Raw genomic sequence first — 14,735 nt, forward strand, 5'->3', positions numbered from 1 at the left:
GCCACGGCAAGATCCGGCGGGCAGGGCCTAACCGTTGCGTTCGAGCCAGCGCGCGTAGTGGTCGTCGGCGCGTGCGCGGCCCAGGGCCCGGGCGCGGGCCGGCACGCTCTCCTGTGCCCAGCGGTCCAGGCGCAGGGCCATTCCGGTCGCGAAGTTCTCGCCGGCCGGGGTCAGCCGCCCGCTGCCGAGCAGGGTGCCGGTCACCAGGTGGGCCGCCTCGCGCCAGCGGAAGAACTCCGAACTCGCGCGCAGGGCCGCCTCCCCGGTCTCCAGGTGGCGCTGGCGCATCCAGAAGCCGGCCACGCCCAGGAAGGCGTAGGCCCCCTGGAGCAGGCCGGGGACGGGACGGGGATCCTCGCGCCAGGGAGCGTAGTAGCGCCTGCCGTCGTCGGGAAGGGTCAGGGGGATCAGGTCGAGCAGGGCCGAGAGCTTCGCGTGCTGCGTCTCGTGGGTCAGGGTGACCGCGAACGTGGAGGCGTCCGGCGGCGTCGACAGGGCCACGCAACCGTACGTCTCGCCGGATGTCGAGCTCGACTGGCCCCGGGCCGGGGCGACCAGCGGGGTGAGGACCGTGATCGCCGTGACGACCTCATCGGCCACGGCGCGGTGGTGGCGCACCAGCAGATGCCACGCCTCCTCCAGCGTCGACTGCCAGCGCTCGGTCTCGGCCTCGGTCAGACGCCCGCCGATGTTCGTGGTCTCCGGCATCCGGTACGGGTCGAGGTCGTCGATGACCAGGTGCAGCGGCACGCCGTCCACCTCGGTGGAGAGCGATCGCAGGCCTTTCCAGCCGGGGGCGTCCCGGCCGGAATCGCGCGGGACGGTGACGATGGTCCCGTCCGCGGTGACCTCGGCACCGCCCTCGGCACACTCCACCGTGGCCCACGAGACGGTCGGCGACAGGATCGCCTGGCCCAGAGAGGGCAGCGTGACGACCCCCTCCACCGCGGGCACGTCGATGTCGCAGGCCGTGCCCGAGCGGATCGCCGCCGCGGCGGCGAGCGCGGCGAGCTGCCCCGGTGCCGCGTCCTCGGCGTGAGCGTCGAGCATCTTGACCGTCCGCCGCGCCCAGGCGCCCACCGAGGGATGGCGCAGAACGGTGTCGACGGCGCCGGGATGACGGCGCTGTACCGTGGCGAGCAGGTCGTAGGCACGGCGGGTGACGGCGGCGTCCGGGTGGCCGTTCGCGCGCGCGGCCTCCAGCACTCCCCGTACGAGAAGCACGTGCTTGCTGTGCTGCGCCGCGGAGAGCCTGGCGACCGCGGCGGCGCCGCCACCGCCGGCGGCGAGCTTGGAGAACACCCCGGCCGTGATCCGGTGCTCACGCAGGTTCATCGTGTCCCTTCCCCGTCGTTTCGATCGAGCCGGCAGATCGGCCTCGACAGTGCTCTTGACGTGCTTGATGAGTCGGAGCAGGTCGGGGGAGTAGACGGAGGGGTTGGCGAAACCGTGGCCGGAGCGGTAGCGGTGGGCGTACAACCCCCCTCCGCAGATCCGTGACACCGGGCAGGCCCGGCAGGTGGGACACAGGGCCAGTTCGCCGATCTGGCGGGCGGCGATCGAGGGAAGGAGCAGGGCGTCGTCGAAGGAGTCACGTGTCACGTGCAGCCCGGTCTCGGGGGCTCCCTGGTAGGCCGACTTCAGCACGTCCGACTGCTCGATGCCGCCGTCGGTCTCCACTACCACCATCCCCGCGGGGGACAGGCCTATCTGCTCGCTCGACGACGAACCGCCGAGCAACACGTGGATGATCTCGCCGAACATCCGGACCCGGGTGGGCCTGCGCGCCGCGCCGTACCACCGGTCGAAGATCGGGATGAGCCAGTCCGCGTACGGTGTCGTCTCCTCGTGGGGAAGCCGGCCGGCCGGGGGCGCCGACCAGTTGCCGTGCGGTAGCAGGAAGTCGACGGCCGGGGGATCGAAGGCGAGGAGCGCCTCGTAGACCCCGATCGGGTCGTTTCTGAGATCGACGGTGCACAGCAGGCCGCTGAAGAGATGCCTGAAGGCAGGCGAGGTCAGCAGCCGGAGGGCTCGGGACACCTCGGCATGGCTGCCGCGGCCGCCTGCGCGCCTGCGGCTGCGGTCGTGCATCGTCTCGTCACCGTCGAGGCTCACCCCGACCCGGATGTCCAGTTCGTCGAGGAGCCGCAGGTAGCTCTCGTCCAGGCGCAGCCCGTTGGTCTGCAGGCTGGCCCTGACCCGGGTGCCGGCGGCCGCCGAACGGATCCGGGTGACGGTCTCGCGGATCGCCTCGGGGCCGGCGAGCAGTGGCTCGCCCCCGTGCAGGATGATCTCGATGTCGCGCAGGCCGTGACGGTGGGCGTGCTCGGCGATTCTCGCGGAGGTGGCGGCGACGATCTCCCGTGACATTTGTTTCGGGCGTGTCAGCCACGACGAATCGGCCATTTCGTACATATAGCAATATTTGCAGGCGAGATCGCACCTACTGTGGATCTTCAAGATGAACTGCCGGAACGGCGTCGGCCTCCAGCCGTCGGCCATCAGCCTGCCGATGTCGAGAGTCGACGGCCACTCGCGCACCGCTGATCAGCCCCCTGATGAGACCACGTTATGTGATGCCCGAAAGATGCTTCCACGATAGATGATGGCCGGCCGCCGTTCCAGAGACGGATGAAACCCTTCGGCCATGTCGCGGAGCCCACTATTTGTAAGCCTGGAACTTGACTATTTGGGAAAACTCATGCCAGATAGGAAATGGCGCAAGAGAGGTGTGCCGCGTTTGCCTGAGAAACTTGACCCCATAATCCCGTCACCCAGAAGCGTGTTCCCGGCGACGCTCGATGTCAGGGGATTGCTGGAATCAGGGTGGCGACCGGCGGCTTTCCGGCAGTTCATCTTGAAGATCCACAGCAGGTGCGACCTCGCCTGTCGCCACTGCTACGTCTACGAGATGGCGGACCAGTCCTGGAGGGCACAGCCGAGGCGCATGTCGGAGGCGATCGTCGACCGCACGGCGAAGCGCATAGCCGAGCACGCGTTCACCCACGAGCTGGCCGAGGTGGAGGTCGTCCTGCACGGCGGTGAGCCCCTTCTGGCCGGGCCGGATCTCATCTCCTACGCCGTGCGCGCCATCAGGGGGGCCGCCGCCGACGTCGGGACCCGCGTCCATGTCGGCGTGCAGACCAACGGGCTGCGCCTGGACGAGAACTACCTGCGGCTCTTCGACAGCCTGGAGATCCGGGTCGGGGTGAGCCTGGACGGCTACGCGGAGGGTCACGACCGGCATCGGCGCCACGCGGACGGCAGGGGAAGTCACGCGAAGGTGGCGGCCTCGCTCCGCAGGCTGACCGGCGGCCCCTTCCACCACCTGTTCAGCGGCCTGCTGTGCACCATCGACGTCCGCAACGATCCGCTGGCGACCTACGAGGCGCTTCTGGAGTTCGATCCCCCGGCCGTCGACTTCCTGCTCCCGCACGGCAACTGGTCCACCCCGCCGCCCTTCCGCGTTCCGGAGGCGGGGGTGACGCCGTACGCCGACTGGCTCATCCCGATCTTCGACCGCTGGTACGGATCGGTCGCCGACCAGACGGAGGTCCGGCTGTTCCGCGAGATCATGCGCCTGCTGACGGGAGGCGCCTCGCGCAGCGAGACCGTGGGACTCTCACCCGCCCGGATGGCCGTCGTGGAGACCGACGGCAGCATCGAGCAGTCGGACATCCTGAAGTCCAGCTACCACGGGGCGGCCGCGACCCGCCTGCACCTGCTCCGCGACTCGTTCGACGCCGCGCTCACCCACCCGTCCATGGCGGCCAGGCAGATCGGCGAGCTCGCGCTGGCACCCGTCTGCCTGGCCTGTGACATCCACTCGGTCTGCGGCGGCGGGCTGTACGCGCACAGGTACAGCGAGGCCGCCGGCTTTCTGGGACCTTCGGTCTACTGCCCCGACCTGTACCGGCTGATCACCCATATCCGCACCCGGCTCGCGCGGGATGTCGCCAGGCTGAAGGGAAGCCGATGAGGCACGGTTCGCAGCAGGTGTCCGACAAGACGTTTCTCACGCTGGCGGTCGGTGAGGGCGGTGCCGGCGCCGTGGCCGAGCTGCGGACCGCGCAGCGCGCCAGGAACAGGGTGCTGGTGCGAGGTGTCGTCGGCGAGGCGCGGTCGGCCGGGCATCCCGGCGCCGCCCTGGCGATGCGCGCCTACGGCCTGCTGTCCGAACTGGAGGGGCAGGCGGACGAGGAGGTCGAGCGCCTGCTGAGGTATCCGGCGGTGGGGGCGTGGGCGTGGCGGACCTACCGGTCCCTGCGGAGCGGGGATGACAGCCGCGACGATCCCGCGCAGCTGGGCGCACTGGCCGTGGTGGTCGCGGTGCGGGCCCGGGTCCGGTGCCGGGTCCGGTTGCCCGTCCGCGACAGCACGATCATGCTGCCGTCCCTGGGGCGCCTCACTCTCCCCGCCGGCGCGCCGGCCACGGTCGACGTCGAGGTGCGGCCGGACGGGGACGGCGCCGAACTCGACGCCGGCGGCCTGACGGTCCGCGTCGCCCCCCCGGGCGACCGGCCCGGCTGGCAGGCGCTGCGCGGCTGGTCGGTGATCCCGGGGTTCGACCTGGTCGTCGACGACCTCGACCCGTACCGGTGGCCCGTGGAAGGGGTCACCGAGCCGCGGCTCGGCCGCGAGCGGCTCCGCGCGTGGCGGGCGCACCTGGACGACGCGTGGCGCGTCCTGACCGCCCACCACCGGCACGTGGCGGAGGAGGTGAGCTCCACGGTGTCGGTGCTCACCCCCGTCAAGGCGCCGGACAGGGGGCAGAACAGCGCTTCGACCCGCGAGGCGTTCGGGACCGTCGCGATGTCCGACCCGTGGCACGGCCTGGGGCTCGCCGCCACGCTCGCGCACGAGATCCAGCACGCGAAGCTGACGGCGCTGACCGACGTGATCCCGCTGACCCTGCCGGACGACGGCAGACGCTACTACGCGCCCTGGCGGGACGACCCGCGCCCCGCCTATGGCCTGCTGCAGGGTTCGTACGCCTATCTCGGGGTGGCGGAGTTCTGGCGGAGGCAGCACAGGTTCGAGCGGGACGCCGAGGCGTTCCGGGCACGCGTGGAACTCGCCCGGTGGAGGCGGGGCGCCTACCAGGTCACCGGCACGCTGCTGGCCAGCGGGAGCCTGAACGAGCGCGGAGAGGAGTTCGTGGCCTGCATGAGGAGAACCCTCGAAGAGTGCGCCGCCGAACCGGTGGACGACCTCGCGGAGGCACAGGCCCTCCGCGAGGCGGAGCGGCACCTCGACGCCTGGCGGAGGCGCAACACCTGACCTCGGCGTGGTCAGATCGGCGGGGGGTCGAAGTCGCAGTCGATGCGTCGGCCCTCACTCGCGAGGATGGCGTCGGGGTGGCCGGCCTCCAGGGGACGCTCATAGTGCCGCATCGTGTCGTGGTACAGCAGCTCGGCCTCCTTCTCCGCGCCGGCGGCTCTCAGATCGAGGACGAGGTTGCCGGCGCAGGCCAGGCTCAGGAAGTGGTTCTCGCCGAAGAGCTTCTGCAGCCTGTTCAGCGTCTCCCTGCCGAGCTCGCACGCCTGGGTGAACTCTCCCAGGATCGCCAGGTCCGTCTGGAGGCTGATGGCGCACGTCAGCGGGTAGTGGTGCTCCCTGCCGACCTTGGCGATCAGGCCGCGCACCGCCTGCTCGTTCAGCCGGCGGGCCGTCTCGACCTCGCCTCGCAGGCGGTGCAGGATCGCCAGGTTGCCGCCGCAGGCGAAGCCGTAGGGGTGCCCCTCGCCGAACACCCGGGGATACAGTGCGACCGTCCTGTTCGCTATCGCGAACGACTCCTCAAGCTCGCCGGTCACCCGCAGGGAGTTGGACAGGTTGATCGCGGCCGCCATCGTGTCGGCGTGCTCGTCTCCGAAGAGCCGCTGGAGCCGGGTGTGCGTGTCACGCGCGAGGTCCAGCGCCTCGGAGATCTCTCCGGCCCGGCGCTTCGCGATCGACAGGTCCTTGGCCGTCAGCAGGGTGAAGTGATGGTCGAGCGTCAGCTCCTGGACACCGTAGGCGTAGGCCTCCTCGCCCAGGTCGCAGGCCTCGGTGTAGTCGCCGCAGAGCCGTACCGCCCTGGCCAGGCCGTTCCAGGACAGCAGCAGGGTGCTCTTGCCGATGCCCCCCATCGCGTCGCTCATCTCCAGGTATGTCTCCTGGTGCAACCGTCGTGCCGCCTGGTAGTCACTGGTCAGCGCGTAGTCGAGGGCCAGGCTGTTGAGCACGCGCAACGTGGCGGGGTCGCTGGGGCCCCGGTTGGCGATGTGGGCGTCCCGGGACTCGCCGTCCAGCTTGCGGGCGGCGGCGAAGTCGCCGCGGGCCCGCAGGGAGGCCCCGTACCCGTTGGTCGTCAGGAGCGTCTCGCGGTGGTCGGGACCGAGGATGGCGCGCATGTCGTCGAGGGTCTGGTGGTCGACCTCGTAGGCCGCGGCGTACTGGCCGAGCGCCCGCAGGACATTGCCCAGGTGCCGGTGCGCGACGAGCACGTCCAGGTGCTTCGGCCCGCTGACCTCGCTCCATCTCCTGATGAAGCTGGTGAGGAAGGAGTGGGCCGACTGGTAGTTGCCCGACGTGTACAGGTAGCGGACCACGTTGAGGGCGAACTGCCTGGCCGCGGGGTCCGTACACTCCTCCAGACCGGAGGGGGTGACGTGCGCGACCAGCTCCTCGAAGCTGCGCCACCTGTCGGTCTCGTCGGGGTCGTTCGGGGCGCTGCCGGCCAGCAGCACGTGCACCTCGTGCCGGATGTCCGTCTGATCCTCTTCGGGCAGGTCGTCACGGAGCAGCGCCTGGATCAGCCGGTGAACCTGGATCGTGCGGGTGGTGGGCTCGATCCTGGCCAGGGCGAAGCGTCTCAGCTCGCTCAGTGCCGTGGCGAGCAGGATCGGATCAGAAAGGATCTTGCTGAGCCGGGGGACGACGGCCTTGTTGCCCCTGCGGAAGACGTCGCGCGGAATGGGCTCGGGGCCGAAGAAGGCACAGCATCGCAGGAGCGTGATGGCCTCGGGAAGGCGGTCCTGCAGGAGCGACACCGACACCTTCCAGGCCGCCGTCATCGACAGCGGATACCCCGGTGCCCTGTTGACGCCCAGCAGCCTGCTCGCCTGCTCGCTGAGCTGCTCCAGGTACTCGTCGACGGACATGCCGGTCTCGTACTGCAGCGCGCCGGCCTGCTCCAGAGCCAGCGGGAGGTCGCCGAGCTGCTCGGCCAGCCGCGAGGCGTCGTCGTCGGGAACCTCCCGGCGCAGGCGTTTCTTCAGGAACGCCACGCTTTCCTCGCGGGTGAAGACGTCGACCTGGAGGGTCTCGAAGTGGTCCTCCCACTTGGGGTTGCGCGAGGTGATCAGGACGTGACCCGGCCCGCGCGGGATGAACTCCTCGACCTGTCCGGGATCCTCGGCGTTGTCGAAGATCAGCAGCCAGCGGCGGTAGGGGTTGCCGTTCTGCAGCGTCCTGCGCACGGCCTCGGCGGCCTCCTCGACACCGGTGGCGGAGGCGGGAGGCAGCCCCAGGTGGGGTGCCATCGCGGCCAGTGCGGACGGCACCAGCACGCGCTGGTCGGCGGGGATCCACCAGACGAGGTCGTAGTGCGACCGGTAGCGGTGGGCGTACTCGATGGCCAGGTGTGTTTTGCCGACACCGCCCCACCCCTGCAGCGCCTGGGGCTGGGGCACGACGGCGGTGACGGTGCTGATGCCCTGGCGGAGCCTGACGAGCAGGTCGTCTCGCCCGGTGAAGTTCCTGTTGCGGGGCGGCACCTTCTCCCAGACCTCGGGCTGCCGTTCCGGCACCGTGTTCGCCGCGTGTGAAAGCTCCACCACCTCGGGCCTCCGTTTTTTAGCCAAAGGGATCGTACGGTCATCCTAAAGGTTGATTCGGCGAGTGGGGTATTACAGAATCGCATAGTAAGAAGAAAGCGGCCTGGAGACTTTCGAAAGGGACGTCGTTTCGCATTTTTTAGGACGTCCCAAAACCCGGATGGTGGTCGAGGCCGGATCCGGAGCGATGTAAGGGGAGCGCGCATGCGCGATGACGGCTCAAGATCAAAGATTTTCGTCGACCTCGGCGGCCTCTCCCTGGAGATGCTCGGTGAGATCGAGGACCACTCCCTGCGGAGGGCGCTGGAGCCGTTGTTTCTGGAGACGGCGGAGCCGACGGCCGGATTCACCAGCTCGATCTGAACGGTCACCCTGCCGTTTCACGCGGGTCACGGCAGAAAGGTGATCGTGAATCATTCGCCTGCTCCGGGCGTGCCGTCGGGACAAACGTCGGCGAGACAAGAGGTGCCTTCCCTCGCCGGAGGGATTGACCATGCCAATAGAGTCGTACGGCATCGAGTCCATGATCCGATTGGACCTCTTGCCCGTGAGGTGGTGCCCTGCGTGCATGACATGGGGGAGGCCGAGTGGGAACGCCTGCTCGACCAGTTGAACAGCGGGGACTGCACGCCGTTCCTGGGGTCCGGGGCGTGCGTGGGCACTCTGCCGACCGGGACGGCGCTGAGCCGCGACATGGCGCGCCGATGGGACTATCCGTTCGACGACGACCATGATCTCCCGCGGGTGACGCAGTTCGCGGTGATGCGATATGGGGATTCGGTATATGTGAAGAGGCGGATCTGCGACGAGCTCGACGCCGGGGGCGCACCCGACTTCCTCGACCCCCTGGAACCGCACGGTCTGCTCGCGAGTTTCCCGCTTCCGGTATATCTGACGACGAACTACGACGACTTCATCCTGCGCTCGCTCGAAGCCGTGGGAAAAAGACCGAATGTGGCTGTATGTCCATGGAACAAAGGGCTGGCCTACGCCGAGGATCTGTTCAGCAGCGAGGCGGGCTGGAATCCCAGACCCGAGGCTCCGCTCATCTACCACCTGCACGGCAGCCTGCAGGATCCGGCGTCGATAGTGCTGGCGGAGGACGACTATCTGGAGTTTCTCACCAACCTCGCGGTGGACGGTGTCGCGGGCGGCCAGCGGATGCTGCCCACCTCCATTCTCGCGGCGCTGACCAGGAGGCCCCTGCTGTTCATCGGATACAGCCTGCAGGACTGGACGTTTCGTGTGCTTTTCCATGGGTTGTTGAAAGCCGTTCCCGGAATCAACCGCCGCAGGCACGTGAGCGTCCAGCTCGCCCCCTCGCTCGCCAGCACGAAGGCGGACGTGCTGGAAGTCCAGCGCCAGCTGGCCAGATACTACGAAGACTGGCGGATCTCCATCTTCTGGGGGACGGCGGAGGAGTTCTGCCGTGAGCTGCGCCGGCGGATGGGACCGGTGCCGTGACCTCTGACGTGACCTCCGACCTTGTCCGGCCGGACGAGGCCGGCCAGCCGTACGTCGGCCTGCGGGCCTTCCGCCGCGAGGACCGAGCCAAGTTCTTCGGCCGAGACAGGGAGGCGTACGAGGTCTCCGACCTGTGGCAGGCCGGGCGCCTGACCGTGCTGTACGGACCGTCGGGCGTGGGCAAGACCTCGCTGATCCAGGCGGGCGTGCTCCCGCTGCTGGACATCGGCAGGACCGACGTCCTGCCGATAGGCAGGGTGTCGCACGGCTCGCCCTTCCCCTCGGCCGCGCTCTCCCGGCACAACCCGCACGTGTTCGCGCTGCTGTCGTCGTGGTCTCCCACCGAGACGCCCACCCGGCTGGCGGGGCTGACGATCCGTGAGTTCCTCAGCCGGCGCCCGCCGCGCCAGGATCCCTACGGCGACCCGGTCCTCACCCTGGCCGCGATCGACCAGGCCGAGGAGCTCTTCGGGGACTTCGCCCATCGCCAGCCGTACCGGGAGTGGTTCATCGGCCAGCTCGTCGAGGCGCTGGACGACGACCCGAACCTGCGCCTTCTCATCTCGATCCGCGAGGACTACCTCGCCGCGATCCTTCCCCACGAGCCGAAGCTGGCGGGCATGGCCAGGAGCCGCTTCTCGCTGACCGCCCTTGACACGGCCGCCGCTGTCCGGGCGACCGAGGGCCCGCTGGAGGGAACGGGACGCTCGTTCGCCCCGGGCGCGGCGCGCGGCCTGGTCGACGATCTCCGCATGATCAGGGTCGGCAGGGCACTGGGCGAGGAGGTCGTCGCCGACGCCAAGGTGGTCGAGCCCGTCCAGTTGCAGGTCGTGTGCTCGGCCATGTGGCATTCCCTGCCCGAGGACGTGCGGGTCATCTCCTTGGACCACGTCCGCAGGTTCGCCAACGCCGATCGCTCCCTCACCGGCTTCTCCGAGCGGATGATCGCCGAGGTGGCCCACGACCACTTCGGTGACGACGTCGCCGAGCTCAGAAGCTGGCTGCGCCGCTGCTTCATCACCGAACTCGGCACCCGCGAGGTCGTCTACCAGGGGGAGACCGTCACCGCCGGCATGCCGAACGCGGTGGTCAGGGCGCTGGTGGACCGCCACATCCTGCGTGAGGACATCAAGGCGGGCACACGCTGGTGCGAGCTGTCGCACGAGCGTCTCATCCAGCCGATCCTGCAGAACGACCGCCTCGTCGTGCAGGCCGACAGCCGGGCCCTTCCCGACGACTACCTGCGGGCCGCCGAGCTCTCGTTCCGCGACGGGGAGTTCGCGCTGGCCGCCAAGCAGGCCGAAGAGGCTCTGGAGCGGTGTGGTGACAACACCAGGATCCGCGCGGAGATCGAGTCCTTTCTCGGCAACGTGGCGCATCGGCGGGAGGACTTCGAGAAGGCCGTGTCGCACTACCGCACCGCCGCGGTCCTCTTCGAGACGCTGGGGGCGACGTCGGCCGTCGGCGGCCTGCTCGCCGGGATCGGCCGGCTGCGGCTGGTCCAGGGGCGCCCCTCGGTCGCGGTGCGGGAGCTGTACTCGGCGATACGCCGCATCCCCAACGACATGAGCATTCAGACCGAGCTCGCCTGGGCGCTCTGGTACGACGGCCATCCCGATGCGGCGCGTGACGTTCTCAACGACGTTCTGGGAAGGGAGGGAAACCTCACCGAGGCGTTGCGGGCACGGGGCGAGATCCTCGCCGGGCTCGGCCGGGCGGAAGCGGCGTTGCGCGACCTCGACCGGGTCAGGCCGCTGCAGTGGCCCTCCACCCGGGCCGCCCACGCCCTCGCGCTGGCCCTGCTGGGGCGCTTCCCCGAGGCAAGGCGGGAGATCAGGGCTGTGCTGGCCGAGGTGGGAGATCACGGTCCGGTGCTGCTGTATGCCGCCCGGATCGAGGCTCTGGCCGGCGACGCCTCGGCGGCGGCCGATCTGGCCCGGAGGGCGGGGACGGCGAGGGCGCCCACCCTCCCTGCCCATCTCGCGGCCGAAGCGGCTCGGTTGGTCGCCAGGTCGTGAGCACTCGCGTGGCCGCGTGGGCCCCGGTCGCCCGGACCTCCCTGGCCGTCCCGGCGATGCCGAGTCGCGCACAGAGGTTCAGCAGTGCCGCGAGCGTCACCACCAGGGCGACGCAGAACATCAGGCCGGCCAGGATGACGGCCGCCATCCGGACGCCCGCCACGGCGACCAGGGTCCCGCCGAGGGGGGCCGCGACGCACACGGCGCTGTACGTGACGAGCCGGTGCACGCTCATCACACGCCCGAGCCTGCTCTTGTCGACGGTGTCGACCTCGAAGGTCCTGATGGCCACGTTGCTGAGCGCCCCGGTGCACCCGGTCAGCAGTATCGCGAGCCCGAAGAAGATCGGCTCGGCACCGTACGCCGCGATGAGGAGCGCCAGCACCCAGATCCACAGCTGGGCGAAGAGCGTGGAGTTTCTCGGCTCGAGCTTGAGGTAGGGAGCCAGGCTCGATCCCGCCACCCCGCCCATCCCTCCGGCGGCCAGTACCAGGCCGACCTCGTAGGAGGGCAGGTTCGCCGACCCGGCAATGAAGATCATGATGAGCGCGTTGATCATCAGATTGGTGACCATGGTCAGGGCCATGGCCTTGCGCAGGAACGGGTGCCTCGCCAGTTCGCTGAAGCCGTCGGCGATCTCCCGCAGCAGGTGCCGCCCCGCCAGGCTTCTGAGCCCGTCGACGAGCCCGTCGACGAGCCCGCCGGCGATCTCGCGGATCGCGTGCGACCGGGGCCGGCGCCCTCTCCCGCCGCCCGTCACGCTCAGAGGGGACAGCAGCGCCAGGAAGAACAGCGCGGAGTTCACCGCGAAGGACGCCACCTGCATGATCCCGAAAAGCCACCCGCCCAGTGGCCTGCCCGCCAGTACCGCGACGTGCGAGATCGTCTCGCTCCTGGCCATCGCGACGGAGACCTGCTCCCTCGGGACGAGGGACGAGATCAAGGCCGTCTCCGCCAGCGAGTAGACGACCCACAGCGTGCCCTCCAGGAAGGCCGCCACCAGCAGGTGCGGGAGCGACGGCCAGTCGAGGGCGAGGGCGAGGAACACGCTGAAGACGGCCAGCCCCCGCAGGGTCTCGGTGAGGAGCATGAGCGAGCGCGGGTTCACCCGGTCGGCCAGGACGCCCGCCGGAATGTAGAAGATCAGGACCGGAAACGTCAGGGCGAAGCTGGTCCAGCCCGCCTGCACCGGAGATCCGGTCAAGGCCAGTGCCAGGAGGGGATAGGCGACGCTCACGGCTCGTGATCCCACGGTGGAGAACGTCAGTCCCAGCCAGACACGGGCGAATTTTCTCATCGGCTAGTTCTAAGTCGCTCTCTAATCCCTGGCCATATCACGACTTAGCCGCCCGCCGTCCCCGTCCGCGTCCCTGGGGACACTTCACAAGGCGACGGAGGATAGAGCTATCCCGACTCCCACCAGATGGCGTTTCCTTACGAAAGGTCGCAGGATTCAACAACAACGAGAGCCCGTTTCGGTGAAACGGGCCCCAGCGGTGTCGCTAAGTCACTTGAGTCCCAAAAGCATAGCGTCGAAAAAGAGCAGCCGGGAAAGGTTGGTCATTCCCATGCCGAGAAAAGGGACGTTTCGGAATCCTTGGTGGAAATTACAGGTCGTCGACGGCGCTCGGCGGCCGAATCGACGCGACCGGTGAGCGGCCCCCGGGAATGGGGCCGCCTATGCCGGTTTCGGTCACCGCGGACGGCCGGTTCTCGGGGGCGGAAATCACCCCGAGGAGGCCGGAGATTCAGGCAGGCAGCTGGGCGTCCAGGCGGTAGCCGTCCACGGTGACGTAGACCTGGTCACCCGGCCGGGCGTTCAGGCGCATCAGGACGGGCTGCAGGGAGTCGAAGACAGGATGGTCCCGCCAGACCAGGACCACCGCGTTGTCACCGGGACCGGTGACCGAAAGCAGCGTGCCGGGACGCATGCCCAGCCGGGTGGCGTATCCCTCGGGCACGGCCACGGGACCGCCCCGCAGGTGGTCGCTGGTCACCTCGATGCGCTGCCAGCGGCTCGGGTCGGCCGACGGGCTCGCGGGCGGGTGGAGCGGAGCCCGCTGGCTGGTGATCAGGTGTGGCCGGGTGTTACCGCCGGACAGGGCCGACAGCGTGGCCAGGGCGGCGCGGGGATCGATGCTGCCGGTGTTCACCTGCGGTATCGGCTGGCCGCCGCGGTGGTGGTGGCCGTTGGCCCCCGGAGTGCGGCGGGGCAGCTGCCTGGTCGCCTCGGAGGCGGTCTCCTGGGCAGGTGTCTCCTGCCCGCTCGCGGCGAGGGCGTCCAGCCAGGCCTGGGCCGAGTGGGCCCGGATGCCGAGCTGGTGCTCCATGAGCGCGACCGCGTCGGTGTCGATCGGCTTGTTCGCCAGGAGCTGGCGGGTCCTGTCGCGCAGGCCGCCCAGATCGCCCACGACGAGCCAGTCGTCCTGGAGCCGCCGATCGGGCATGAGCGTGACCAGCACCCGCCAGAGCGGGGTCTGGAGGGTGGGGACCTCGATCGGGTGCGCGGGATCCGCGCCCATGAGCTGGTCCTTGGTGGCGGCGGCGCCCAGCCACTCGGTCAGCCCGAACATGTGCCCGGTCAGCGGCGCGGATTCCGAGGAACGCAGCCAGAGCAGGATGCGCTCCTCGGCGGTGCGCTGGGCCGCGGAGAGCGCGTCGCGGTCGGCGTTCAGTTTGTGCGCGAGCGCGCGCAGGCTGATCGGGTCGACCGCGAAGAGCCGTTCCACGGCGACCGCGCGTTCCAGCGGGCTCCAGTCGCGGAACATGTTGTCCACCAGGCGCACCAGCGGATAGTCGCTGAGGCGTACCGGGGGTTTGGCGGCGGGGGGTTCGGGGGCGGGGGCCGGGGCGACCGGATCCGGGGCCGGCGGCCGGTGCTGCTCCTGCGGCGCGGGCGGCTGGGCCGGGATCGATGGCGTGGGCATCTGCGCGGGGGGCTGTTCCGGTGCCTGGGACTGAGCCTGGGCGGCCGGCACGACCTGTTCGGCGAGCCCTGGGGTACGGCTGAGCACCTCGCGGAACATGGCGGTGACCAGGACCTCGGGAGAGGCGGGCATCGCGGGCCCGCTCAGGTCTCCGGCGGTCAGGCGGCGCAGGCGACTCCAGCCGCCCAGCCCGGTGATGGCCAGGCGTGCGGGCTCCGGCCAGCCCGGCAGGGTGGGGTCGACCGTGTGCACGTGCAGGGCGGGCAGCACGTCGCTCAGCGGAAGGTGGTCCCAGCGCGACAGCGAGAGCCGGGCCAGCCTGTCGCAGACCCAGTCGAGCCCGGCGGAGCCGAGGGCCTTGGGCAGGGTGACCGAGGACCACCAGCCGGCGGGCAGCCGGGGGTCGGCCAGGGCTTCGGCGACTTGCTGGGGACGGCTCCAGCGCAGGGCTGGGACCAGATCACTCAGGCAGATCGATGACTCGGCATCCATCGGCGGACCGCAAC

The 14,735-nt window shown here is 69.8% G+C and carries 8 protein-coding genes and 1 pseudogene; 5 read left to right on the forward strand and 4 right to left on the reverse strand.

Translation table 11 applies throughout. The features are described 5' to 3' along the window. Positions 1-27: 27 nt before the first annotated feature. Complete coding sequence (locus IG98_RS50255) at positions 28-2,502, reverse strand: FxsB family cyclophane-forming radical SAM/SPASM peptide maturase (RefSeq protein ID WP_030908038.1); 2,475 nt, start codon at positions 2,500-2,502, stop codon at positions 28-30. A 199-nt stretch (positions 2,503-2,701) separates the two neighbouring features. On the opposite strand from IG98_RS50255, the gene IG98_RS0108385 reads away from it, so the two are divergent. Together IG98_RS0108385 and IG98_RS0108390 are read left to right on the forward strand one after the other, a co-directional pair. Next, complete coding sequence (locus tag IG98_RS0108385; RefSeq protein WP_084195214.1) at positions 2,702-3,979, forward strand: FxsB family cyclophane-forming radical SAM/SPASM peptide maturase; 1,278 nt, start codon at positions 2,702-2,704, stop codon at positions 3,977-3,979. Beyond that, positions 3,976-5,280 (forward strand): HEXXH motif domain-containing protein, encoded by a 1,305-nt coding sequence (locus IG98_RS0108390; protein WP_051751844.1) that lies wholly within the window; start codon positions 3,976-3,978, stop codon positions 5,278-5,280. Before IG98_RS0108385 ends, IG98_RS0108390 begins: the two co-directional genes overlap by 4 nt. 11 nt (positions 5,281-5,291) lie before the next feature. Here IG98_RS0108390 and fxsT read toward each other — a convergent pair whose 3' ends face one another. Beyond that, positions 5,292-7,823, reverse strand: coding sequence for an FxSxx-COOH system tetratricopeptide repeat protein (gene fxsT, locus IG98_RS0108395; protein ID WP_245651449.1), 2,532 nt, complete (start codon positions 7,821-7,823; stop codon positions 5,292-5,294). 201 nt (positions 7,824-8,024) lie between these two features. Here fxsT and IG98_RS50260 point away from each other — a divergent pair, with 201 nt between their 5' ends. From IG98_RS50260 to IG98_RS54590, 3 genes are all read left to right on the forward strand, one after another. Beyond that, complete coding sequence (locus tag IG98_RS50260; RefSeq protein ID WP_157594228.1) at positions 8,025-8,183, forward strand: hypothetical protein; 159 nt, start codon at positions 8,025-8,027, stop codon at positions 8,181-8,183. 210 nt (positions 8,184-8,393) lie between these two features. After that, entirely contained in the window at positions 8,394-9,284 is an 891-nt protein-coding gene (locus tag IG98_RS0108405) for an SIR2 family NAD-dependent protein deacylase (protein WP_245651495.1), read from the forward strand. Beyond that, positions 9,281-11,302 (forward strand): nSTAND1 domain-containing NTPase, encoded by a 2,022-nt coding sequence (locus IG98_RS54590; RefSeq protein WP_030908051.1) that lies wholly within the window; start codon positions 9,281-9,283, stop codon positions 11,300-11,302. Before IG98_RS0108405 ends, IG98_RS54590 begins: the two co-directional genes overlap by 4 nt. 94 nt (positions 11,303-11,396) lie before the next feature. Here the strand turns inward: IG98_RS54590 and IG98_RS53205 are convergent. Beyond that, positions 11,397-12,599: pseudogene (locus IG98_RS53205) on the reverse strand (MFS transporter); the annotation flags it as partial. A 451-nt stretch (positions 12,600-13,050) separates the two neighbouring features. Next, a complete protein-coding gene (locus IG98_RS46695) occupies positions 13,051-14,721 on the reverse strand; it encodes a hypothetical protein (RefSeq protein WP_051751846.1) in 1,671 nt (556 codons plus the stop codon). Between the last annotated feature and the right edge of the window lie 14 nt (positions 14,722-14,735).

Origin of the sequence: Streptosporangium amethystogenes (assembly GCF_000721075.1) — a bacterium.
GTDB classification, from domain to species: domain Bacteria; phylum Actinomycetota; class Actinomycetes; order Streptosporangiales; family Streptosporangiaceae; genus Streptosporangium; species Streptosporangium amethystogenes.

Excerpts from the sequence above, each read along its gene's own strand:
- IG98_RS50255 (WP_030908038.1), bottom strand. The coding sequence starts at position 2,502 with ATGGCCGACGGCTGGAGGCCGACGCCGTTCCGGCAGTTCATCTTGAAG.
- IG98_RS0108385 (WP_084195214.1), top strand. The coding sequence starts at position 2,702 with ATGCCAGATAGGAAATGGCGCAAGAGAGGTGTGCCGCGTTTGCCTGAG.
- IG98_RS0108390 (WP_051751844.1), top strand. The coding sequence starts at position 3,976 with ATGAGGCACGGTTCGCAGCAGGTGTCCGACAAGACGTTTCTCACGCTG.
- IG98_RS50260 (WP_157594228.1), top strand. The coding sequence starts at position 8,025 with ATGCGCGATGACGGCTCAAGATCAAAGATTTTCGTCGACCTCGGCGGC.
- IG98_RS0108405 (WP_245651495.1), top strand. The coding sequence starts at position 8,394 with ATGGGGGAGGCCGAGTGGGAACGCCTGCTCGACCAGTTGAACAGCGGG.
- IG98_RS46695 (WP_051751846.1), bottom strand. The coding sequence starts at position 14,721 with ATGGATGCCGAGTCATCGATCTGCCTGAGTGATCTGGTCCCAGCCCTG.